The sequence below is a fragment of the Natronorubrum marinum genome, from assembly GCF_052040125.1.
GTDB lineage: Archaea > Halobacteriota > Halobacteria > Halobacteriales > Natrialbaceae > Natronorubrum.
This window is the reverse complement of the sequence record NZ_JBPPFV010000003.1, coordinates 505,304-528,285: the sequence shown is the minus strand read 5'-3', so window position 1 is coordinate 528,285 and position 22,982 is coordinate 505,304. Positions and strand designations below refer to the sequence as shown.

General features: G+C 65.2%; 22 protein-coding genes. 7 read left to right on the top strand and 15 right to left on the bottom strand.

Features of this window, described 5'->3' with window-relative positions; genetic code table 11:
* Positions 1-329: 329 nt before the first annotated feature.
* Entirely contained in the window at positions 330-2,432 is a 2,103-nt protein-coding gene (locus ACSFC5_RS18870; RefSeq protein WP_440766780.1) for a minichromosome maintenance protein MCM, read from the top strand.
* 98 nt (positions 2,433-2,530) lie between these two features.
* On the opposite strand, the gene ACSFC5_RS18865 is transcribed toward ACSFC5_RS18870, so the two are convergent.
* The 13 genes from ACSFC5_RS18865 to ACSFC5_RS18805 form a co-directional block, all read right to left on the bottom strand.
* Positions 2,531-3,430, bottom strand: a complete 900-nt coding sequence (locus tag ACSFC5_RS18865; RefSeq protein ID WP_440766779.1) for a transcription initiation factor IIB — start codon at positions 3,428-3,430, stop codon at positions 2,531-2,533.
* A gap of 216 nt (positions 3,431-3,646) precedes the next feature.
* Positions 3,647-3,892, bottom strand: a complete 246-nt coding sequence (locus tag ACSFC5_RS18860) for a hypothetical protein (RefSeq protein ID WP_440766778.1) — start codon at positions 3,890-3,892, stop codon at positions 3,647-3,649.
* Positions 3,893-4,101: 209 nt separating this feature from the next.
* On the bottom strand, positions 4,102-5,361 hold the full coding sequence (gene thrC / locus ACSFC5_RS18855; protein ID WP_440766777.1) for a threonine synthase: 1,260 nt from the start codon (positions 5,359-5,361) through the stop codon (positions 4,102-4,104).
* A 595-nt stretch (positions 5,362-5,956) separates the two neighbouring features.
* Positions 5,957-6,877 (bottom strand): ornithine carbamoyltransferase, encoded by a 921-nt coding sequence (gene argF / locus ACSFC5_RS18850; protein ID WP_440766776.1) that lies wholly within the window; start codon positions 6,875-6,877, stop codon positions 5,957-5,959.
* Complete coding sequence (locus tag ACSFC5_RS18845) at positions 6,877-7,986, bottom strand: [LysW]-lysine hydrolase (protein WP_440766775.1); 1,110 nt, start codon at positions 7,984-7,986, stop codon at positions 6,877-6,879. Before ACSFC5_RS18845 ends, argF begins: the two co-directional genes overlap by 1 nt.
* On the bottom strand, positions 7,983-9,137 hold the full coding sequence (locus ACSFC5_RS18840; protein WP_440766774.1) for an aspartate aminotransferase family protein: 1,155 nt from the start codon (positions 9,135-9,137) through the stop codon (positions 7,983-7,985). Before ACSFC5_RS18840 ends, ACSFC5_RS18845 begins: the two co-directional genes overlap by 4 nt.
* On the bottom strand, positions 9,134-10,000 hold the full coding sequence (locus ACSFC5_RS18835) for an acetylglutamate/acetylaminoadipate kinase (protein ID WP_440766773.1): 867 nt from the start codon (positions 9,998-10,000) through the stop codon (positions 9,134-9,136). Before ACSFC5_RS18835 ends, ACSFC5_RS18840 begins: the two co-directional genes overlap by 4 nt.
* Positions 10,001-11,077: an N-acetyl-gamma-glutamyl-phosphate reductase gene (gene argC, locus ACSFC5_RS18830; protein WP_440766772.1), complete on the bottom strand. Its 1,077-nt coding sequence runs from the start codon at positions 11,075-11,077 to the stop codon at positions 10,001-10,003.
* Complete coding sequence (lysX, locus tag ACSFC5_RS18825; protein WP_440766771.1) at positions 11,077-11,961, bottom strand: lysine biosynthesis protein LysX; 885 nt, start codon at positions 11,959-11,961, stop codon at positions 11,077-11,079. Before lysX ends, argC begins: the two co-directional genes overlap by 1 nt.
* Entirely contained in the window at positions 11,958-12,122 is a 165-nt protein-coding gene (lysW, locus tag ACSFC5_RS18820) for a lysine biosynthesis protein LysW (RefSeq protein ID WP_005554620.1), read from the bottom strand. Before lysW ends, lysX begins: the two co-directional genes overlap by 4 nt.
* Positions 12,123-12,308: 186 nt before the next feature.
* Complete coding sequence (argH, locus tag ACSFC5_RS18815) at positions 12,309-13,811, bottom strand: argininosuccinate lyase (RefSeq protein WP_440766770.1); 1,503 nt, start codon at positions 13,809-13,811, stop codon at positions 12,309-12,311.
* A gap of 2 nt (positions 13,812-13,813) precedes the next feature.
* The gene (locus ACSFC5_RS18810) at positions 13,814-15,052 is read right to left on the bottom strand and encodes an argininosuccinate synthase (RefSeq protein ID WP_440766769.1); all 1,239 of its coding nucleotides are present in this window, start codon (positions 15,050-15,052) and stop codon (positions 13,814-13,816) included.
* A gap of 409 nt (positions 15,053-15,461) precedes the next feature.
* The gene (locus ACSFC5_RS18805) at positions 15,462-16,556 is read right to left on the bottom strand and encodes a helix-turn-helix transcriptional regulator (RefSeq protein ID WP_440766768.1); all 1,095 of its coding nucleotides are present in this window, start codon (positions 16,554-16,556) and stop codon (positions 15,462-15,464) included.
* 86 nt (positions 16,557-16,642) lie between these two features.
* Here ACSFC5_RS18805 and ACSFC5_RS18800 point away from each other — a divergent pair, with 86 nt between their 5' ends.
* The 3 genes from ACSFC5_RS18800 to ACSFC5_RS18790 all read left to right on the top strand — a co-directional run bounded on the left by ACSFC5_RS18800 (position 16,643) and on the right by ACSFC5_RS18790 (position 17,837).
* Positions 16,643-16,828, top strand: coding sequence for a DUF7554 family protein (locus ACSFC5_RS18800; protein WP_440766767.1), 186 nt, complete (start codon positions 16,643-16,645; stop codon positions 16,826-16,828).
* 66 nt (positions 16,829-16,894) lie between these two features.
* The gene (locus ACSFC5_RS18795) at positions 16,895-17,395 is read left to right on the top strand and encodes a 2'-5' RNA ligase family protein (RefSeq protein WP_440766766.1); all 501 of its coding nucleotides are present in this window, start codon (positions 16,895-16,897) and stop codon (positions 17,393-17,395) included.
* A 94-nt stretch (positions 17,396-17,489) separates the two neighbouring features.
* Positions 17,490-17,837, top strand: a complete 348-nt coding sequence (locus ACSFC5_RS18790) for a hypothetical protein (RefSeq protein WP_440766765.1) — start codon at positions 17,490-17,492, stop codon at positions 17,835-17,837.
* Between the two features lie 27 nt (positions 17,838-17,864).
* Here the strand turns inward: ACSFC5_RS18790 and ACSFC5_RS18785 are convergent, their stop codons facing one another.
* On the bottom strand, positions 17,865-20,036 hold the full coding sequence (locus tag ACSFC5_RS18785; protein ID WP_440766764.1) for an ATP-dependent DNA helicase: 2,172 nt from the start codon (positions 20,034-20,036) through the stop codon (positions 17,865-17,867).
* Between the two features lie 173 nt (positions 20,037-20,209).
* On the opposite strand from ACSFC5_RS18785, the gene ACSFC5_RS18780 reads away from it, so the two are divergent.
* The 3 genes from ACSFC5_RS18780 to ACSFC5_RS18770 all read left to right on the top strand — a co-directional run bounded on the left by ACSFC5_RS18780 (position 20,210) and on the right by ACSFC5_RS18770 (position 21,875).
* Positions 20,210-20,623, top strand: coding sequence for a hypothetical protein (locus tag ACSFC5_RS18780; RefSeq protein ID WP_440766763.1), 414 nt, complete (start codon positions 20,210-20,212; stop codon positions 20,621-20,623).
* A gap of 106 nt (positions 20,624-20,729) precedes the next feature.
* Positions 20,730-21,311: a metallophosphoesterase gene (locus ACSFC5_RS18775; protein WP_440766762.1), complete on the top strand. Its 582-nt coding sequence runs from the start codon at positions 20,730-20,732 to the stop codon at positions 21,309-21,311.
* Between the two features lie 435 nt (positions 21,312-21,746).
* Positions 21,747-21,875 carry a DUF7859 family protein gene (locus ACSFC5_RS18770; protein WP_006092488.1) on the top strand — a complete coding sequence of 43 codons (129 nt, stop codon included), beginning with the start codon at positions 21,747-21,749 and terminating at the stop codon, positions 21,873-21,875.
* A 7-nt stretch (positions 21,876-21,882) separates the two neighbouring features.
* Here the strand turns inward: ACSFC5_RS18770 and ACSFC5_RS18765 are convergent, their stop codons facing one another.
* On the bottom strand, positions 21,883-22,905 hold the full coding sequence (locus tag ACSFC5_RS18765; protein ID WP_440766761.1) for a threonine aldolase family protein: 1,023 nt from the start codon (positions 22,903-22,905) through the stop codon (positions 21,883-21,885).
* Positions 22,906-22,982: the final 77 nt, after the last annotated feature.

Sequence of the window (22,982 nt, the reverse complement as noted above, 5' to 3'; positions counted from 1 at the left end):
AAAATAGATTGGCCGCACCTACATAACCCAGTAGTCGAAAGCGTAGGTGTGGCCGTAGCGGCCCACAGGAATAGAGGAATGCGGCGTGTGCGCCCCCAGTCGCTCGCTGGCGGCGATAGTCGGACGCGGTGTTGCGGCTCAAGGGGAGGCCCAATTTTATCGCTCGCCTCACACTCGCGGTGAGCGAGCGCCGTTCGAAACGAGACGGTGTCGAACCCGCAAACCGAGACGCCCGCGAACGATTCGATCGGAACGACTCGAGACGATGACGATCAGTTTCGCTCCGCTTTGCCACCATTTATACCCGATGGCGCACCTAAGAGTGTCCAATGGCGCAAGCGGGAAATACGGAACTCGTCGACGCATTCGAGCAGTTCTTCCGCAACTACTACGACAACGAGATCAAGCAGCTTGCGCAGCGATACCCCAACGAGCAGCGCTCGCTTCACATCGACTGGCAGGACCTCTACCGGTACGATCCGGATCTCGCGGACGACTATCTCAACCAGCCCGAACAGCTCCAGCGCTACGCCGAGGAGGCGCTGCGGCTGTACGACCTGCCGATCGACGTCAGCCTCGGACAGGCCCACGTCAGGATTCGAAACCTTCCCGAGACGGAGGCCCCCGAGATCCGGGAGATCCGCGCGCGGGACATGAACTCTCTCGTGCAGGTCCACGGCATCGTCCGGAAAGCCACCGACGTCCGCCCGAAGATCGAGGAGGCCGCCTTCGAGTGCCAGCTCTGTGGCACCCTGACGCGGATTCCCCAGTCCAGCGGCGACTTCCAGGAGCCCCACGAGTGTCAAGGCTGTGAGCGACAGGGGCCGTTCAAGGTGAACTTCGACCAGTCGGAGTTCGTCGACTCCCAGAAGCTCCGGATGCAAGAGAGCCCCGAAGGACTGCGCGGCGGGGAAACCCCGCAGTCGCTCGACGTCCACATCGAAGACGACATCACCGGCGAGGTCACCCCCGGCGACCACGTCTCCGCGACCGGCGTGTTGCGACTCGAGCAACAGGGCGACCAACAGGAGAAATCCCCCGTCTTCGACTTTTACATGGAGGGGATGTCCGTCGACATCGACGAAGAGCAGTTCGAGGACATGGACATCACCGACGAGGACAAAAAGGCGATCTACGAGATTTCCAATCAGGACGACGTCTACGAGCAGATGGTCGCCTCCATCGCTCCCTCGATCTACGGCTACGAACAGGAGAAGCTCGCGATGATTTTGCAGCTGTTTTCGGGCGTGACGAAGCAGTTACCCGACGGCTCGAGGATCCGTGGCGACCTGCATATGCTGCTGATCGGTGATCCGGGTACCGGAAAATCGCAGATGATCGGCTACATCAAAAATATCGCCCCTCGAGCCGTCTATACGTCTGGTAAGGGTTCCTCCTCTGCTGGGCTTACTGCCGCCGCAGTTCGCGACGACTTCGGCGACGGCCAACAGTGGACGCTCGAGGCCGGCGCGCTCGTCCTTGCCGACCGCGGAATCGCGGCAGTTGACGAGCTAGATAAAATGCGAAGCGAAGATAGGTCCGCCATGCACGAGGCCTTAGAGCAACAGAAAATCTCGGTCTCCAAGGCGGGGATCAACGCGACGCTCAAATCTCGCTGCTCGCTCCTCGGAGCTGCGAACCCCAAGTACGGCCGCTTCGACCACTACGAGCCCATCAGCGAGCAGATCGACCTCGAGCCGGCACTGATCTCTCGATTCGACCTGATCTTCACGGTCACCGACGAACCCGACGAGGAGAAAGACAAGAATCTCGCCGAGCACATCATCAACACCAACTACGCCGGCGAGTTGACGACCCAGCAGAAGCAGATGAACACGATGGACGTCTCGAGCGAGGAGATCGAGGAGATGACCGAGAAGGTCGACCCCGAGATCGACGCCGACCTCCTGCGGAAGTACATCGCCTACTCGAAGCAGAACTGCCATCCGCGGATGACGGAGGTGGCCCGCAACGCGATCCGGGATTTCTACGTCGATCTGCGCTCGAAGGGGACAGACGATGACGCGCCGATCCCGGTGACGGCACGGAAACTCGAGGCGCTCGTCCGCCTGTCGGAGGCCAGCGCTCGCGTACGGCTCTCGGATACGGTCGAGGAGTCGGACGCGAACCGCGTCATCGAGATCGTTCGCTCGTGTCTACAGGATATCGGGGTCGATCCCGAGACGGGCGAGTTCGACGCGGACATCGTCGAGGCTGGCACCTCGAAGTCCCAGCGCGACCGGATCAAGAACCTCAAACAGCTCATCAGCGACATCGAAGAGGAGTACGACGACGGGGCGCCGGTCGACATCGTCATGGAACGAGCCGAAGAGATCGGGATGGACCAGTCCAAAGCGGAACACGAGATCGAGAAGCTCAAACAGAAAGGCGAGGTCTACGAGCCGAGTATGGACAACCTCCGAACGACGTGATCGATCTGGCTGTGGACGACGTCAGCAGTCGGCGATAACGTTCGAGGACGATTACATCGAACCGAACGAATTGTTCCGACGCAGTGTTCGACGACGAGTCACAGTTCACGGATCGTTGTTACGGTCGACCGAACCGTCGCCGGCGCAACGTCGGCGACGTCGGCCGCCGCAGCCTGCGTGACCGTCGGCCACTCCTCGCGTTCGCCGGCCGCCTCGTAGAGACAGGCTGCCGCGACGCCGCTGGGGTTGCGCCCGCCGATCGCCCCGTTCTGCAGTAACGCGGACGCAAACTCGCGGGCGCGGCACTCGACGGCCGTCCCGAGGTCGAGTTTCGAGGCGTATCGCGGCAGATACTGCGTCGGATCGATCGGGCCGGTGGGCAGACCGAGGTCGCGATTGAGCGCATCGTAGGCGGCGGTAAGTTCGTCGTCGCTGGCGCGAGCAACGGTCGTCACTTCGGCGATCGTTCGCGGATTTGACTGCGTTCGACAGGTCGCATACACCGACGCGGCAGCAAAGCCCTCGAGTGACCGCCCCTGAAAGAGACCCTCGGATTGGGCCGACTCGAACAGGACACACGCCTGCTCCCTGACCGAGTCGGGGAGCGACAGCGAGACGTTGACCCGCCGAATTTCGGAGAATCCGTACACCTGATTGCGTTTGGCCTTCGTGGAGATTCGAGCGCGGTTGTGTTCTCGGCGAAGCCGAGCGATCTGCCGTCGTTTCCGACCGGTGAGTCGAGATCGGTAGTCGGCGTTCGAGCCGGAGCCGTAGCCGATCTCCGTCGAGAGCCCGCGGTCGTGTCTCGAGCGAGTCAACGGGGCACCAGTCCGCCGACGGTCGGTCTCCTCTTCGTCGAACGACCGCCACTCGGGGCCGCGGTCGATCGAATCCTCCGCAGAGATAAGTCCACACTCCTCACAGATCGTCTCAGTTCCTCTCGTTCGTACTTTGCCGCCACATTCGGGACAGACAGCAGCTGAATCGGCATTCACCATTGGTTATTACCTTCCCGTATCTAATTTGAGGGCCGTGATGGTATTTAAAATGTAGCATGGACATAGGGAATAAATGTGCGAACGACGTTCGGTCGATGGGTCGAGGCAGCGAAACAGACGGCGGCAAACAGCGCGGTCGGAGCCTGCAGTAGAGCGGCGGCGGAACTGTCCTGAAGTGAGTTCCGGAAAGCCAATCGAAAGGGAACGCCTCGAGACTCAGTGCGACAGACCGAGAAGCCGTTTCAGGGACGATTCGGCGCGGTTCTCGGACGTCGGCGACTCGCTGGCGGCCGCTTCGCGCTCTGCGAGGAGGTGCTCGTATCGGTCGATAACGGTCTGTCGTCGGCGCTCGCTCGTCTCGAGTGCGCGCTCGAGTGCGGCAACCTGCAGCCGCAACTGTGTTCGTTCGATTCGGGCCTGGAGAGGTGGCTCCGCGGGTGTCGTGCGATCAGTTCGTCTCACGCTCGAGGAACGAGTAGACGCGGAATCAGCCGTTCGCTCGGGATGCGACCGTCCTCGCGTTGCCACGAGTTCGTCAGCGGGGGACGTTCCGGCGGGAGGTCGTTGCTCGACGGACATGGATAGAGCGTCGTACGCAGTCCGGAAAAAGTTCAGTCAGTCGACCGTCAGACGCGTCTGACGCGGGTCGTGCGCCTGAATGACATAGTCCGTCAGTTCCGGAGATGCTCGAGCACGCCCTCGAGATCGTTCGGCACCGGCTCGGGATCGGCCCCCGCGGCCGCTGCAGCGTCGGGGTCCTTGAGCAGGTGCCCGGTCGTCAGGCAGGCGACGCGCTCGTCGTCGTCGACGACTCCGTCGCGCCGGAGCTTCCGCAGGCCCGCAATAGAGGCCGCAGAGGCGGGTTCAACACCGATTCCCTCTCCGGCGACGTCCCGCTGGGCCTCGGTGATCTCCTCGTCGGAGACGGCGACGGCGGTCCCACCGGTTTCGCGGATGCCGGGTAGCGCTTTGGGTGCGTTGACCGGGTTTCCGATCCGGATCGCCGTCGCGCGCGTCTCGACCTCCTCCCAGCGCGTCACTTTGTCCGCGCCGTTCTCGATCGCTTCGACCATCGGCGCCGCGCCCTCAGCCTGGACGCCCGTCAGTTTGGGGACATCGCTCTCCGCGAGTTCGCCCGCCTGGACGAGTTCACGGAAGGCTTTGTACAGCGCCGAGGTGTTCCCGGCGTTGCCGACCGGCAGCACGATCCGGTCCGGAACGGTGTCGTAGTCGGCGAGAAAGCCCTCGAGGATCTCGAGCCCGATCGTCTTCTGGCCCTCGAGTCGGAACGGGTTCAGCGAGTTCAGCAGGTAGGCCTCCCCCTGACCGGCCAGTTCCTGGACGATATCGAGGCAGGCGTCGAAGTTCCCGTCGACCTCGAGGATGCGCGCCCCGTGGAGGCTGGCCTGGGCGATTTTCCCCGCCGCGACCTTCCCTGCCGGGAGGAGCACGAGCGTCTCCATCCCGCCTCGGGAGCCGTAGGCCGCGAGGGCTGCGCTCGTGTTCCCCGTCGAGGCACACGCCAGTCGGTCGACGCCGAGTTCCTTCGCGACACGGACGCCGACGGTCATCCCGCGGTCCTTGAACGAACCTGTCGGGTTCATCCCTTCGTGTTTGATCCGCAGCGCCTCGACGCCGATATCGTCCTCGAGCCGCGGTACCTCGTACAGCGGCGTCGCACCCTCCTGAATCGAGACGCCCGCCTCGAACGGCAGGGCATCGGCGTAGCGCCAGACACCGTGGCCTTCGAAGTCGTCGAACGTCGGCAGCTCGTCGTACCGGACCTCGAGGAGCCCGTCACACTCGTCGCAGGTGTAGCGGATGTCGTCGAACGGAGCGAAGGTTTCGCCGCACTCGATACACTCGAGCCAGACGCCGTCGTCGGCGTCGTCGGGCGCTGCCGGCTGGTCGGCGGAGAGACTGAGACTCATTATCGGCCGAGAGGGGGGCGAGGGAGAAAAAGCACGTGGGTTCGGCGGTCCCGCAGCTCCGAAGCCGTCGACGGACCGGTTAAAAACGAGCGTCTCGGTCGATCCGCGCAGTCTTTCGTCTGTTCACCGTCCCCCAGACTCGCTCACGACAGATGCAGTGCCAGCAGGGCCGCCGGCCCGAGTAGCATGATCAGCGTGGCGAGCAGTACTCTGAACGACATCTCCCGCTCGGAACGATTTGAACGTCACATATAAGCGCAGAAGACCGTTCATATCCGCCGCCGATTCTGTCGAGCGATAATACTGTATTTACCCGAGTAATGTTCGGGTTATCGACCGGAAGGGAACACGTACCGACGTAGGGGTTGGCCGACGTGCGTCGACGACGACCGCCGGTGAGAGGACTTCGCGTACGCGACTCGAGGATAGTAATGAGGGTGACCGCGAAACAGTTGATTCCGACGGTTACTCAAGCAGCCAGCTCAACAGCGCCTTCGTGGCCACCTTTTTTCCGCTCGGGTCGGCTTCGCCGACCACTCACGCAAAAAATCTGGACCAAAAAACCCGATCATTCACTCCGTTCGTGATCGAAGATTCACTCGAGCAGCCAACTCAACAGTGCCTTCTGGGCGTGCAACCGATTTTCGGCCTGGTCGAAGACGATCGACCGATCGCTCTCGATAACGTCGTCGGAGATCTCCTCGCCGCGGTGGGCGGGCAGACAGTGCATGACCGACGCCTCGGGGGCGTGCTCGAGGAGCTCCGAACGAACCTGAAAGCCATCGAAGGCGTCCATGCGGACGTCGCGTTCGTCCTCCTGGCCCATGCTGATCCAGACGTCGGTGTAGATGACGTCGGCGTCGGAGACGGCCTCGACCGGGTCGGTCGTCACCGTCGGATCGCCGCCGAGTTCTCGAGCGCGCTCGAGCACCGAGTCGTCGATCCCGTAGCCGTCGGGCGTGGCGACCGTCAGGTCGATTCCGGCGATAGCACAGCCCAGCACGAACGACTGGGCGACGTTGTTGCCGTCGCCGATCCAGGCCGCGGAAACGCCGTCGAACCCACCCTCTTCCTCACGGATCGTCAGCAGATCGGCGAGCGTCTGGCAGGGGTGGGCGTCGTCAGTGAGCCCGTTGACGACCGGAACCGAGGCGTACTCCGCGAACACCTCGATGTTCTCGTGTTTGAAGACGCGGGCCATCACGGCGTCGACGTACCGCGAGAGCGTTCGCGAGGTGTCTTTCAACGGCTCGCCGCGGCCCAGTTGGATGTCGTCCTCGCCGAGGAAGACGGCGTGGCCGCCGAGTTGGGTCATCCCGGTCTCGAAGGAGACGCGGGTTCGCGTGCTCGGCTTCTGAAAGATCATGCCCAGCGTCTGCCCGTCGAGATCCGGATGCTCCTCGCCTCGCTGCTGGGCCGCCTTGTACGTCTCGGCGCGGTCGAGGACCGCCTCGAGTTCGTCCGGGGAGAGGTCGTCGATCTCGAGAAAATGACGAACGTCGGCGTCGTCCGACATCAGTCGTCACCTCCGCGCAACGTCGTCGCGACGCGTTCTAAGATCTCGACCGAGCGGTCGAACTCGACCAGCGAGAGGCGCTCGTCCGGCGCGTGATCGAGGTCTGAGTTGCCGGGGCCGTAGGTGACCATCGGGCAGTCCCAGACGCCGGCGTAGAGGTTCATGTCGCTGGTACCGGTCTTGCGCAGGAGCCGCGGATCGCTGCCGTCCTTCCGGATCGCCGCGCGGAACGCGCGGGCGACCTCGGTTCGGGGGCTCTCCATCACCGGCGGAATCGGCTCGGCCCAGGAGACGGTGCCGATCTCGAGACCGGCTTCGGCGGTCTCGCGGACCGATTCGGCGTCCAGCGACGGCGGGATCCGCAGTTGCACGTCGAGCGTGGCCTCGACCGAGAGCCCGTCGTCGCTGATCCCGCCGTTCATGTCGACGGGTTTGGCGGTGACGCGCTCGAAGACGGCCGTGTACTCGTCGTCCTCGAAGGCGGCTTCGACGCCCGTCCACCAGTTGGTCGCGTGCTGGATCGCGTTCGGTTCGGGACGCGAGGTGTGGCCGGACTCGCTGGTCGCGACGTAGGTGCCTGCTAAAAATCCGCGGTAGCCGAGCGTGATGCCCGTCGCACCGCTTGGCTCGCCGTTGACGACGGCGCGGGGTTCCTCGCGGTCCTCGACGAGATGACGCGCTCCCCGGGAGTTCGTCTCCTCGCCGACGACGCCGACGAAGGAGACGCCCGTGCGGACGGCTGCGGCTGCCATCGCGGCCAGCGGGCCGGTGGCGTCGACGCTGCCGCGGCCCCAGAGGATATCTTCGCCGGTCTCCTCGGCGACCTCTCGTTCGACGTCGGTCTCGTCCGCCGGCTTTACGTCGACCGGAATCTCGCCGGGGACGGTGTCGACGTGAGAGGTCAAGAGGACGGCGTCATCCGCGGGTGCGCGAACGTTACCGACCTCGTCGATCCACGCCTCGCGGCCGTGGGCGTCGAAGAAGGCAACGAGCCGTTCGGCGGCTTCGGCCTCTTCGCCGGACGGCGACGGAATCGACACGAGGTCGATCAGCAGTTCGCGAGCGTCCTCGAGCGAAACGTCGGTCGTATCTTCCATAGCTGCGCTCATGATTCGGCACTCGCCTCGGGGGCGACGATCTCGGTCAGTGCGTCTACGAGTTTGTCGGCCTCCGCCTCGTCGATCACGAGCGGCGGGAGCAGGCGCAGGACGGTCCGTCCCGCGGGGAGCGCCAGGATCTGGTGGTTCATCGCCAGATCGCGGGCGACGCGGTTCGCGCCGCGTTTCAACTCGATGCCGACGAGCAGGCCGTCGCCGCGAACCTCCCGCACTGCGTCGCCGAGCGCGGCCTCGAGTTCCGCCGTGAGGTACTCTCCCATCTCGGCGGCGTGGGCGGGCCACTCCTCCTCGACCAGCGTCGAGACGGTCGCGTGAACCGCCGCGGCAACGACGGGGCCGCCGCTGAACGTGGCGTTGTGCGAGGCCGCGCCGTCGGCGATCCAGTCCTGCACTGCGACGGCACCGACGGGCAGGCCGTTGCCCAGCCCCTTCGCTGTCGTAAGCACGTCTGGCGTGACGCCCGCGTTCTCGCAGGCCCACATCTCGCCCGTCCGTCCCATGCCGGTCTGGACCTCGTCGAAGACGAGCGCCGCGCCGGCGTCGTCGGTCAGTTCGCGAGCGGTCTCGAGGTAGCCCGCAGGCGGGACGTTGATCCCGCCCTCGCCCTGAATCGGCTCCAAGATCACGGCCGCGGTCTCGTCGTCCACGGCGGCCGCGAGCTCCTCGCCGTCGCCGTAGGGGACGAACTCCACGTCGCCAGCGAGGGGTTCGAACGGCTCCTTGTACTTGTCCTTCCAGGTCGCCGCGAGCGAGCCCATCGTCCGGCCGTGGAACGAGCGGGTCGCCGCGATGATCTTCGACTCGCCCGTCGCCGAGCGGGCGAACTTCAGTGCGGCCTCGTTGGCCTCGGTCCCGGAGTTACAGAACCAGGCGGACTCGAGTCCGTCGGGCGTTGCCGTGACGAGCGCGGCGTAGGCGTCCTCCCGGGACTGCACGGGATAGGAGGAATCGACGAACGTCAGCTTGCCGACCTGCTCCTGGACGGCCTCGACGACCGCGGGGTGGCTGTGACCGAGCGGCGTGCACGCGAAGCTCGCGCCGGCATCGAGGTACTCCGTGTCGTCTGCGGTGTAGAGGTACGGTCCCTCGCCGCGTTCGATGCCGATGGGCTTGCTGCCGGAGATAAAGTCGTGGTCGCTCATTCTGCGGCCTCCTGTGCCGTTTCGGTCTCCGTCTCGAGCACGCCGGGCTCGAGGGTCGTGCCCTCTCCCGCGAGCGCGCTCGTGATCGGATCGTCAGCGTTCGCGGTCGCGACGATAACGGACGACGCGCCGCCCTCGAGGGCCTCCTCGGCGGCCATGACCTTCTTGGTCATGAAGCCTTCGGCGGCGGATTTGACCGCGGAGAACTCGTCGGGCGTCGACGCCGAATCGATCTTGGTCGACTCGTCGTCGGGATCCTCGTAGATGCCCGAGACGTCGGTGAGGAGCACCAAGTCCGCGTCGAGCGCCCCAGCAATCGCCGCTGCGGCGCGGTCGGCGTCGGCGTTCACTGCGGTATAGCCGCCCTCTTTCTCCTTACCCAGCATGGGGACGGAGACGACGGGCGTGTAGCCGCCCGCGAGGACGGTCTCGAGCAGGTCCGAATTGACCGACTCGATCTTGCCGGAGTGGTCGCCGCGCTTGATCTTCTTCTTCCCGTCTTCTTTGACGCGAACGGCGGACTTGCGTTTCCCTTCGAGGAGCTTTCCGTCGGTACCCGAGAGGCCGACCGCGTCCACCTCGAGGTTCTGCAGGCTCTCCACCAGGTCGGTGTTGAGCTTGCCCGGCATCACCATCTTGAAGACGTCCATCGTGTCCTCGTCGGTGAATCGTCCGACGACGCCGCCGGGTGTCTCGACGTACGTGGGTTCCTGGTCGAGGTCCTCTAAGGTCTCGTCGACGGCGGTCGAACCGCCGTGCGTAAGGACGACGTCCTCGCCGTCTTCGACGAGGCTCGCGACGTCCGCGAGCGCGCCCTCGGGGTCGACGGCGCGCGCGCCGCCGATCTTGACCACGGTCGTCATTTAGGGCGCCCCCACGGGGTGGAGCCCCGTAAACTCGAGTCCGGCCGTCTCCTCCAAGCCCAGCGCGATGTTGGCGGCGTGGACCGCCTGTCCCGCGGAGCCTTTCATCATGTTGTCGATGGCCGAGAAGACGACGATGCGCTTGTTCGAGGGGTCGAGTTCGAAGCCGACCTCGGCGAGGTTCGTCCCCGCGACGGCCTTCGGTTCGGGGTAGCGGTAGACCCCGGAGCCGCCGGCGGCCATGCGGACGAACGGCTCGTCTTCGTAGCAGCCCCGATATGCCTTCCAGAGGTCGCCCTTCGAGACGGGGCCGCTCGGGAAGACGTGACTCGTCGCGCTCGCACCGCGAATCATGTCCACGGCGTGGCAGGTGAACGCGACGCTCGTGCCGAGGAACTGCTCGATTTCGGCCTCGTGGCGGTGACCGGTCGGCGCGTACGGGCGTACGACGCCCGAGCGCTCGGGGTGACTCGAGGCCTCGCCGCCGCCAGCACCTCCCTCCGAGGAGCCGACTTTGACGTCGACGACGACCTGTTCTCCACCCTCGAGAATACCGTGCTCGAACAGCGGGTAGAGCCCGAGGATCGTCGCGGTGGCGTTACAGCCACCGCCGGCGATCAGGCCCGCACCGGAGAGGTTCTCGCGGTTGATCTCGGGCAGGGCGTACTCGGCCTTCTCTAAGTACTCGGGCGCGTCGTGGCCGTCGTACCACTCCTCGTACTGCGCTTCCGTGTTCAGACGGAAGTCCGCCGAGAGGTCGACGACGGTATCCGCGATCTCGAAGAACTCGTCGATCTGCCCCATCGAGACGCCGTGTGGCGTCGCGGCGAACAGGACGTCGACGGACTCGAGATCGTCGGGTTCGGTAAACCGCAGGTCCATCCCCCGCAGCGGCGGGTGAACGGAGCCGACGCTTTTGCCGGCCTTCGAGCGGCTGGTGACCTCCGTGATCGCGAAATTCGGATGGCCGGCGAGCAGTCGCAGCAACTCTCCGCCGGTGAAGCCGGAGCCACCGATAACGCTCGCGGTGACCGTCTCGGCGTTCGCGTCCGCGCCGGTCTCGGTGCCGACCGCCATCAGACGGTCACCTCGAGTTCCTCGTCGGCTTCGGCGGCCGCTTTCGTCTCGAGCCAGTCGACGACGGTGCCGGCGATGTCGGTGTCGACGGCACCGTCGAGCGCCTTGAACTCGACGGTGTGGTTGACCTCGTGGACCGTATATCCCTCGTCAGTCTCCATCAGGTCGATACCGAGCAGGCCGCCGCCGACGGCGTCGCTGGCCTTCTTCACGAGTTCTTTCGCTTCCTCGTCGGGCTCGAAGACGTTCGTCTCCGCGCCCTTCGCGGCGTTCGTGATCCAGTGATCCGAGGAGCGGACCATGCCGGCGATCGGTTCGCCGTCGGTCGCGAGCACGCGGATGTCGCGGCCGGGTTTGTCGACGAACTCCTGGACGTAGAACACCTTGTGCTCGTAGTGGCCCAGCGTCGCCTTGTGCTCCAGAATCGCTTCCGCAGCGTCGGGCGAGTCGATTTTGGCCATCAGGCGGCCCCACGAACCCACGACGGGTTTGAGGACGCAGGGGTAGCCAAAGTCCTCGATGGCTTCCATCGCGGTCTCCTTCGTAAAGGCGACTTTCGTCGCGGGCGTGGGGACGCCGGCTTTCTCGAGCGCTAAGCTGTTCTTCACTTTGTCAGCACAGATGTCGGCGGTCTCGTGGCTGTTGACCACGGGGATGCCGTAGGCCTCGAAGAACTGCGTGGCGTACAGGCTCCGGCTCGTGGCGAGACAGCGGTCGACGACGATGTCGAGGTCAGCGAACTCCTCGGGGACCTCGCTGATGTCGAACGTCTGTTTACGGACGTCGATCTTGGTGATCTCGTGGTCGCGCTCGCGAAGCTCGTTGAGGAGGAGCTTCTCGTCTTTGCGGATTCGTGAGTAGAGTATTCCTATTTGCAAGGTCACTCACCCCAGTCCTCTTCGAGCTCCGGGGCTCGCTCGAGGACTGGCGGCTCAGTGTCGACGACTTCTAGCTCTGCTCCACAGGTCGTACAGTCAACGATCTCTCCAACTTCCAGATCGTCGTGCAGGGACACCTCAGCCCCACACTCGACGCATTCGGTCATTGTACCTGCAACTGAGAGCCGATGACCCTTAAAGCCTTCGAACTTAACAGGGATATTACACTACAGAGACTATCCGCTAAGCGGATGAAAAGGCGAATCCGCGGCAAATTTTGTATGACATATCATGTAGTCGGTGTATTGTCCCCTCGCGGGGACGGTGGCGGTGCCGGCCGCGGGTACTCTGCCTCAGACATAGCCGTTCACCTCCTCGCGGAGCGCCTTGTGAGCCGCCTCGAGCGCGTCGCCCATCTCCGCGAGCGTCTCCTCGTCGGCCGACAGGGCCTCGCGGGCCGCCGCGAGTTGGTCCGCAACCACCTCGGGGGCGGGCCCGCCCTGCGAGTCGCGACTCGCAACGCTTTCGACGGGGTCGAGCGCGGCCTCGACGGCCGCGGGATCGACGAACGACTCGAGCGGCTCTCCCAGTACCTCCCGGGCAGCCGACTCGATCGCCTCGTAGTCGCCCCCGTTCTCTGCGGCGATCGCGACCATCTCGTGGGCCGTCCGGAACGGCAACCCGTTCGCGGCCAGCAGGTCGGCGACGCCGGTCGCCGTCGAAAAGCCGTCGCCGGCTTCGGCGGCCAGCGCCTCCTCGTTCCAGTCTGCGGTCGCGACGGCCCCCGCCGCAACCTCGCTCGCGTCCGTCGTGGCGTCGACGGTCTCCCAGGCGTGGGTCGTCGCCCGCTGGAGGTCGCGGTTGTACGCGCGCGGCAGTCCCTTGAGCGTCGTCGTCAGTCCCTGGACCGACCCTGCGGCGTCGCCCGCGACCGCGCGGACGAGTTCGAGCGTGTCGGGATTCTTTTTCTGGGGCATGATCGACGACGTCGAGGAGTAGTCGTCCGCGAGATCGACGAAGCCGCGGTTCGCGAAGATGATCAGATCCTCCGCGAGTCCCGACAGCGTCGTCGCGTGCGTCGACAGCGCCTGCGTCGTCTCGAGCAGGAAGTCCCGGCTCGAGGAGGCGTCCATCGAGTTCTCGACTATCTCCTCGAATCCCAGCAACTCGGCCGTGCGCTCGCGGTCGATATCGAACGTCGTGCCGGCGAACGCGGCGCCGCCCAGCGGCGACTCGTTGATCCGAGCATAGGCCTCGAGCAGGCGTTCCGTATCGCGGCGGACGGCTCCCTCGTAGGAGCACGCCCAGTGGGCGACCGTGATCGGCTGGGCGGGCTGGAGGTGGGTGTAGCCGGGCATGATCGTCTCCACGTTCGCTTCGCCGACCCCCACCAGCGCCTCGCGCAGCGCGAGCGTCGTCTCGATGGCCTCGAGAACGTCCTCGCGCAGGCGGTAGCGAATGCAGGTCGCGACCTCGTCGTTACGCGAGCGCGCGGTGTGCATCTTCCCGCCCTCAGCACCGATACGTTGGATAACGGCCGTCTCGATTGCCTCGTGGACGTCCTCGCCGTCAGGAAGCGAGCCGTGGCCGTCGACTTCGATGGCGTCGAGGGCCGTCAGAATCTCGCCCGCGACGTCGTCCTCGACGATCCCCTGCTCGGCGAGCATCAGGACGTGTGCACGGTCGACCTCGAGGTCGGCCTCGAAGATCCGCCGGTCGGCCTCGAGCGAGGAGAGGAAGCTCCGGGCGGGGCCGCCGCTGAACCGGTCCCGCCGGACGACGCCCTCGCCGCTCCCGTCGGTTGCGACTGCGGACTCGAGTTCGGACAGGTCGTCGTGAGCGCTCTCCTCGGTCATGGTTACTCGTCCTCGTCGGTTCCGCTGCCGTCGGTCGCGAGTTCGACCGCGTCGTCCTCGTCTTCCGCGTCCGTCACCGAGTTCGCGAGACGGCGCTGGAAGCCGTGGTACTTCGCGACGCCCGTGGCGTCCTCCTGGTCGATCTTGCCGACCGTCTCCGTGTCGAAGGAGGCGTGCTCGGCGGAGTAGGCGGCGTACTTACTGTCGCGACCCACCGCGCGAGCCTGACCGCCCTCGAAACGGATCGTGACCGTGCCGGTGACGCGCTGTTGGGTCTCGTCGATGAAGGCCTCGAGCGCCTTCACGAGCGGCGCGTCGATCAGGCCCTCGTAGCCTTTTTTCGACCAGCGCTGGTCGATCAGTTGCTTGAACTCGCGTTCCTCCTGCGTGAGCACGAGGCCCTCGAGGGCTTCGTGTGCGTTGAGCAGCGTCGTCGCCGCGGGGTGCTCGTAGTTTTCGCGAACCTTCAGGCCGAGCATGCGGTCTTCCATCGAGTCGGTGCGGCCGACGCCGTACGCGCCCGCCACGCCGTTTAAGTGCTCGATGAGGTCGATCGGGTCGTACTCGACGCCGTCGACGGCGACGGGGTAGCCCTTCTCGAAGGTGATTTCGATCTCCTGGGTCTCGCCGGTGGGGGCCTGCGTCCAGTTGTAGATCTCTTCGCCGGGGACGTAGTTCGGGTCCTCGAGTTCGGAGCCCTCGACGGAGCGACTCCAGAGGTTGGTGTCGACCGACCACTTCCCGCCGTCGCCGCCCTCGACGGGCAGCTGCTTTTTTTCGGCGTACTCGCTCTCCCACTCGCGGGTGAGCCCGAGTTCGCGCACGGGGGCGATGACCTCGAGGTCGGAGTCGCGCCAGACGGCTTCGAAACGGAGCTGGTCGTTCCCCTTGCCCGTACAGCCGTGAGCGATGCCGGTACAGCCCTGTTCCTCCGCGACCTCGAGGATCGCCTTCGCGATCACGGGACGGGCGAGTGCGGTGCCGAGCGGGTAGCCCTGATACGTCGCGTTCGCGCGGACGCTGTCGAGACAGAGTTGTGCAAATTCCTCCTTCGCGTCGACGACGTAGTGTTCGAGACCGAGCGCTTCCGCGGTTTCTTCAGCTTCCTCGAATTCGGAAGCCGGCTGACCGACGTCGACCGTGACGCCGATAACATCGTCGTATCCGTATTCTTCCTCGAGCAGCGGGACACAGACCGTCGTGTCCAACCCGCCCGAGAACGCGAGTGCAACGCGTGTCATATCGTACTCGAGGAAAACGGCAGGAGCGACTTAAGCACATTGATTTCATACGCGTAAATTACCGATAGAGCGTCTGCTAACCGAAAATTCCAGGGTTGCTAGAGTGGTGGAACGATGGAACGAACCGGGGTCAAAGGGTAAAGTAGTAGTCGGGCTCAGAGGCCCGGCCGCCGCCGTCGCGGTCGCCGCGGCGAGACGGTCCCGTCGGTACCGAACGCGGCGAGCGTGGTACCGACGGCGAGACTCATTGGAGCGTTGTAGAGCGCCACCGGTATTAAATCCTGCTGAATAGCAAGTATTGCGTCTTTCTGACCGGTACCGACGAACGCGAGCGGAACACGTCGCGAGAGTTCGACCGAGAGCGGTGAGTCGAAACCGGCTAACGGTGACGCGACGGCGGCGACAGCGACTACTCCTCGTCTTCCTCGGGGAGCGACAGCACGTTCTCCCGGCCGATCCGGAAGACCTCGATCTCGTCGCCTTCCCGCAGGCTGCCGACGACCTGGCTCGTCTTGGCCTCCGTCCAGTCCAGTTCCGCGACGACCTCCTGCTGTTTGATTCGGCCGCCGCGCTCCTCGAGCAGCCGCAGGACGCGTTCCTCGTTGCTGAGGAGTTCGGGCGGTGGTCCCGCCGCGTTGTTGGACGAGCCCTCAGGCGGCGACGGTGAGGCAGTGACATCGCCGCCGGGATCCGGCCCGTCGGACCGACCGTGTCTGAGCCACCAGCCGATCATCGCACCGGTGGCGAGCAGGCCGAGTGCAGCCGCCACCGCGAGCCACGTCGTCGGCGGTCCCTCGTCGGGTTCGGTCACCTCCGCACCCGAATCGCCGTTCTCGATGAAGACGACCCGCGGCTGGTCGTCGTTGAACTCGGTCCCGGCGCCGTCCCAGTAGACCGCGTTCGGTTCCGTGTTGTCGGCCGTCGGTTCGTGATCATGGACGGCGTAGTCCTCGGGACCGGTAATCTGTAGCGTTGTGCCGTCGACGAGCGTAAAGCCCGGGAGCGCGTCTCCCGCGGTGATTTCGGTCAACTCGACGTGGGCGAACGACGACCACTCGAACGTAAACTGGACGTGGCCGATGTGACGCGGCGCGGTGCTCTCGTCGATCGAGATGGTAGCGTTCGAGAGATTCATCTCCCGGTCCGTTGCGTTCTGCCCGTCGGCGCGAATTTCGTCCCAGTCGTCCATCTCCGCGGCGGCGAACGCCTCGGGATCCGCTTCGATGTCGTTCGTTAACTCGTCCCACTCCGCTTCGGTGTTGTTCTCGTTCTCGAGAAAATACCGATAGTCGACCCCGAACGTCGCCGATCCGTTCTCGGTGAGAGAGACGTCGATGTGCACCTCGTCCGCCTCGTCGAGTTCTTCGCGCTCGACCGGCTCCTCGTCCTCCTGAACCATCGCTCCTGTGGCTCCAGCGTCGGCAACCGCGCCGACCGACGCAACCGGCAGCATCGCGACCGCACACCCGACGACCACGAGCACCCAGAGCCCCTTCGAATCCATTACCATGAACTGTCGTAGCCGTCCAAATAGGTCTTTCCGACGACGACAGCGACGTATTTTTGAAACGTTCGTCCGTAGCAGAATGTATGCACGGAGCTCGTGGCAAACTCGAGGTCGAAACCCTCCTGAAAATCGTCCTTGCGCTGGTCGCCGTCCTGCTGATCATCAACATTCTGAGCTCGATCATCAGCGGGCTCCTCGGGCTTCTCCAGCCGCTTCTCATGATCGCCATCCTGCTCGTGATCGGTCTCTGGCTGCTCGACCGACTCTGAAACCGGCGGTCCGGACGCCGCGGGGAACGTCACACTGATAGGTCACTCGACCCTACGACCGCCGTAGTGTACAGCGTCAACGTCCCGGTCCCCGGACGCGTCCGGACCATCGCCAACGAGCTCTACCCGGAACTCGTCGGCTTCGACAGCGTCCGCGAGGACCACTCCTGTCTGCTCAAACGCCTCGGCGACGCCGACCACGTCGCCCAGTTACAACACCGCGCCCACCGCGCGCTCGAGGGGAGTCCCGCCGTCGAAGCCCAGATTACGGGTATCGACTACTTCGCCGACCCGCCGCTCGGCTCCGCCCCCGTCGTCTACCTCGCCGTCGAGAGCCCCGGCCTCGAGTCGATCCACGCAACCCTCACAGAGGCCTTCGGCACCGTCGAGGGCCTCGAGGGGGCCGACTACGTCCCCCACGTCACGCTGGCCCGCGGGGGCGACGCCGCGACGGCAAAGCGGCTGGCCGAGCGGGAACTCGAACCGATCCGGTGGACCGTTAGCGAACTCGAGTTCTGGGACGGGACCTACAAGTTACCCGTGAGTCGCGTGACGCTGCCGGCTTGATCGAACTCGCCAGCAACGTGACACGGACTCACCGACAGAAACGAACCGTGAGTCGTCCGGGAGCTATTACTCGGTCGTCTCGGTACCTCGAGCCATGTACCGACGGGCGGTTCTCGCGGGGTCGACGGCAGTGTTACTGGCCGGCTGTAGCGAAGTCACCGGGCTGATGGATGACGGATACGTCGACGGCACCCTCCGAGACGAGGAACCGGCGGAGTTCAGCGCTGAGGCAGGCGAGGAACTCACCGTCTCGGTCAATGTCCAAGAAGTCAGTGAGGGAAGCGCAGTCAGCGTCCAGGTCGCCGAAATCGGTGAAGGACCCCTCGACGCGCGGTCGATCGAAGACGCCGACAGCTACGACGTGACGGTCGAATCCGACGGCGCCCACGTCGTCACGGTGACGAACGGCGTCGCCGACGTGACGGTCGAACCGGTCGAGTGAGACGGGTGTTGGTTCTCGAGGCAGGGTCTACGGCGCGGGCGTCTCGCCGTCGTAGGCGTCGAAATCGCCGTAGAAGTTGAGCATCGCGAACTTGAGCTTCTCGGGTGCGATGTCGATCAGTTCCTCGCGTTCCTCGTGCGGGAAGGTGCTGTTGACGCTGTACCTGCCGAGATCGGATTTCGCCGACCGCGAGTAGCGCCGGTCGAGCAAGGCGCGGACGCCGACGTCTTCGGGCGACCGGATAACCCGGCCCAGTGCCTGTCTGGTCTTGCGGACCGTCGGAATCTCGACGGCGTAGCGCCAGCCCGTCTCGGTCCCCTCGAAAGCCGCGTCGTAGGCCTCCTGGACCGCCTCGGCCCGGTCGTCGAGGTGCGGGTAGGGAACGCCGACGACGAGGACCGTATGGGCGTCGTCGCCGTCGAAGCTGACCCCCTCCGCAAGGGTACCCCACAGCGACGTACAGAGGACGGCGCCGTCGTCCGCGACGAACTGCTGGCGTAGCTCCTCGACGGACGTTCCCGGTTCGTCGAGGTAGACCGTCTTCTCGGAGCGATCGTCGACTCGCTCGGCGTACCGACTCGCCTCGCCGTAGTTGGGGAAGAACGCGAGCGTGTTGCCGGGCGTCATCCGGACGGTGTCGTGAATCGTCTCGGCGACGGTCTCCTGGACGGCGGGATCGTCCCGGTCCGAGGAGAAGAGCGCCGGCGTCTCGACGGCGTACGTTCGCCGCCGGTCCTCGGGGAACTGCAGCCCGTAGGCCATCGTCACCGGGTCCTCGAGCCCCAACACGTTCTCGGTGACGTCGAACGGCTGGAGCGTCGCGCTCATCAGCACGGTCGCGTACACCTCCTCGAACAGGCGACCGGTCACCTGTCGCGGCAGACAGGAGTACAGTTCCGCGCGGCCGTAGACCTCGTCGGTGCCGGCGTCGCGGGTGACGGCGACGACGGGGTAGAGCCCTTCCTTCGAGCCCTCGCTCATCCACGCGCTGACGAACGCGGCGGCCTGCAAGGTCTGACACTCCGTCCGGGTGGCCGTCTCGCCCTCGCGGTAGGCCTCCTCGTACTGCTCGTCTAACTCCTGTCCCAGTTTCATCGCGGCCTCGAGATCGTCCTGGATTCCCCGGCCCGAGTAGCGCTGGAGGAACTCGAGCGTGAGGTCGTCCTTTCGGTTCTCGTTCGCGATGGAGACGTCCGTCCAGTTCTCGTCGATCGCCTCGCGGTCGCCGAAGCCGAAGGAGTCCTCGTAGGTCTCGACGAGCGCGCGGTGGAACGCCGAGAGGGCGTTCGCGGCGTCCTCCGAGCGCGGGTCGTCGGAGTCGGCCAGTTCGTCGAGCGCGGAGTCGAAGGTCCGCTCGGAACACGTTCGCGTGGCGTGCTCGCGGGCGGCGTCCTCGACGTTGTGAGCCTCGTCGAAGACCGCGATGACGTCCTCGGGCTCTCGGCCCAGCCAGCGGAAGAACTGTTCTCGAATCGTGGAATCGAGCAGGTGGTGGTAGTTACAGACGACTAGATCGACGCCCTCGATCCCCTCTTTGAGCAGTTCGTAGCCACAGAACTCCTGGGCCTCCGCGTGCTCGTAAATCTCGTCGGGGGTGCGGACGTCCTCGAAGAGCCACGCGAAGAAGTCGTCCGTGCTCTCGGTCAGGTTGTTCCGGTAGTAGTCACAGACGTTCTGCTCTTCGAGATCCTCGAGTCGGTCCGCTATGTTCTCGAGTTCGTCCATGACGGCGCTGCGGGCGTCCGCCGCGCCGCCGTCGCCCTCCTGACTCTCCGCTAAGAGTTCGCGCTGGCGGCGCTCGAGTTGCCGCTTGTCGCGTTCGGTGTCGACGACCGCGCGGGTGTTGTCCCGCAGGGCCTGACACTCCTCGTAGCCGACGTCGATGTGACACATCGACGATTTTCCTTTGAAAACGACCGCTCGAATGTCTTCCTCGCGGGTGATCGCCCGGGCCTCGGCGACGAACTGGCGCATCTGCTGGTGGACGTTGGTCGTAATGACGACCGTCTTGTCGTGCTCGCGGGCCACCTCGAGGGCGGGGACGAGCGACGAGAGCGTCTTGCCGGTCCCGCAGGCGCCCTCGAAGAGCACGTCCTGGCCTCGCTGGAGCGAGTTGTGGATGCGGTCCATCGCCTCGCGCTGGTTCTCGTACGGCTGGTCGTACGGGAAAAAGCGCATGTACCCGGCTGTCTCGGACACGGTCAATGATTGGTTCCCGCTGCGATAAAAGCGTTCGTCTCGGTTCGACGGACGAACGTAAACGCGACCGACGGTGAACGGTGACCGGTGGCCGGCCGTCCGGCAAAGTGCGTAACCGCCGGCCGGCGAACGCACGCTACAGGGCCATATGTCTCTGGGCCGTCGTCACGAGTATGGCCATTCCCGGGTACGATTCCAGCAACGTCGCAGAGTTCACGCTCGAGCACGCGGGCGCCCGCGTCGCGGTCGTCGCGGGCGTCGTCCCCGACGAGTTCGGCCTCGAGAAGAGCGGCCGCGATCCGCCGGTGGACGCGCTCGCGAACCCTATCGAACTCGTCGGTTGCGAGGAACTGAAGGCGATCGAGGCGGTCCGAATCGCGCTCGTCTATGACCCCTCGAAACTGCCGCCCGGCGCGAGTCCGACCGACGTCGCCGTCGCCGTCGACGGCGAGGACGGCTGGGAGGCCCTCGAGTCGACGGTCGATCTCGAGGAGACGACGGTGACGGCGACCCTGAACGACCGACCGGCGGGATCGACCGTCGTGGCGGGCTACGACGACAGCGACGACGGTGGCGAGGGACAGTAGTCGAAGGCGGGAGCGACGAACCACAGTAGCCGATCGACCGACGGCGCTGTTCGCTCGAAGACGGCGATGGCGAAAGGAACGTCACCCCGTAGCCTGTACCACCGGTATGATCGCGATTTTCTCGGATACGCACAGCGCCAGTGGACACGAACTCGAGGGGGCGGCCCTGCGAGCGGCCCGCGAGGCCGACGTCGTGATCCACGCCGGCGATTTCACGAGCGAGGCCGCACTCGAAGCGTTCCAGAGAGAGTGTGAGGTGTTCTTCCCAGTCCACGGCAACGCCGACAGCGCGGCCGTCCGCGAGCGGCTGCCGACGGCCCGCGTCGTCGAGGAAGCCGGCGTCCGGTTCGCCGTGACGCATCGACGGGACGGCGGAGAGACGGGACTGGCGATGTTCGGCCGCTCGCGAGACGCCGACGTCGTCGTCTCGGGACACAGCCACCGACCAACGGTCGTCGAGACCGAGGACGTCCTCCTGTTGAACCCCGGCAGCCACGCCGATCCGCGCGGAAATCGGCCGGGGTTCGCCGTCCTCGAGCCGCGAACGGACGCCGACGCGGCCGAAAAACAGGGTGCGGAGGCGAACGGCGAACGGCGGACGCTCGAGGGCGAAATCCGCGAACCCGACGGGACGGGAGTAACGTCGTTCGAGGTAACGGTGCGGAGAGCGGACGCTCGACGGGAGTGATCGGCGGGAGAGATATCGACGTACGGGATCCGGTGCGTCAGGGGAACCAGGCGTCAGCGGGGTGTCGCGGCGCCGAGAACACGCTCGGTGTGCGAGTGAAGCGGGAACGCTCGGGCCGGCCGTCCCGACCCGAAAATCGCCCGTTCGGTCCGAACTGGCGGTCGGAAGTCGACGGAGGCTGGTGTGAGGGTGATCGAACGGACGGGTGGTCTCGATCACTTCGTGGAGGGCCAGCGATCGAGACGCATCGATAGCTACGCGAGCCGAGCGCATATACCCAGCGTAAGGTGAAAATACCGTTTTAGTTACTGTACGAGCGTCGTACGGGCCGTCCTACGACCAGCCGTCCGTCGTTTTGCGATCGTATCGTGGCAATCGGCGGATAATTGAACGAGGTCGAAACGGTTTTGCACTCCGACGCGGTAACGCTCTCGTATGCTGGGCTTCCTCCCCGACGATCCCGTTATCATCGTGATCGTGTTGATCCTCCTGTCGCTGGTCTTCTTCTCGTACCTGCTCCTGCGCAAGACCATCCTCGAGTTCCGCGAGGGAATGGGTCGCTGATCGGGACTCAGCTCGCGTCGAACGCGTCTCTGACGGCCTCGAGCGCCGTCACGATATCCTCTTTCGAGGCGTCTCGGTGAGTGCAAAAACGGATCGTCGTCGGCCCGAACGGCGTCGCCAGCACGTTTCGTTCTTCGAGTTCCTCGAGCACCGTCTCCGTCTCGAGACCCGTTCCCGCAACGTCCACGAGCACGATGTTCGTCTCCGGCTCTTGGACGTCGAACCCCGAAATCTCGGCCAGTCCGTCGGCCAGCAGTCGAGCGTGTTCGTGGTCGGTCTCGAGGTCTGTGACGTTCTCGAGCGCCTGTAAGCCGGGCGCAGCGATGATCCCGACCTGGCGCATCCCACCGCCGAGCAGTTTGCGGGTGCGGCGGGCCCGCTCGACGAATTCCTCGCTACCCGCCAGCATCGAACCAACAGGTGCGCCGAGCCCCTTCGAGAGACAGAACATGACCGAGTCGACCGGATCCGTGATCTCGGTGACGGGGACGGAACGCGCCGTCGCCGCGTTGAACAGTCGCGCCCCGTCGAGATGCACCGGCACGTCGCGCTCGCGGGCCGCGTCGGCCGCGGCCGCGATCCGCCCGGGCGCGATGGCGAGTCCGCCGCGAGCGTTGTGGGTGTTCTCGAGACAAACGAGACCGGTGCCGGGCCGGTGGAGGTCCTCCGCGACGTATTCGTCGGCGATCTGGTCGGACGAGGGCACGCCGCGGTCGGTCTCGAGCATCCTGACCTGCAGCTCGGCGTGCTGGGCGAACCCGCCGAGTTCGTACTTCACGACGTGGCTCTTGCGGTCCGCGAGCACCTCCTGTCCGCGGTCGGTGTGGACCCGCGCCGCGATCTGGTTGCCCATCGTCCCCGAGGGAACGTAGAGCGCGGCCTCCGTTCCGACCAGTTCGGCCGCGCGGGCCTCGAGGTCGTTGACCGTCGAATCCTCGCCGTAAACGTCGTCGCCGACGTCGGCGTTGTGGGCCGCTTCCCGCATCACATCGTCCGGTTTCGTCACCGTATCCGAGCGCAGATCGATCATGACTCGAGGTGTGCAGTGCGGGCAGAAATAGTCGACGGCATGTCGACTCCGCGACGGTGTCGAACACATCGAAACCC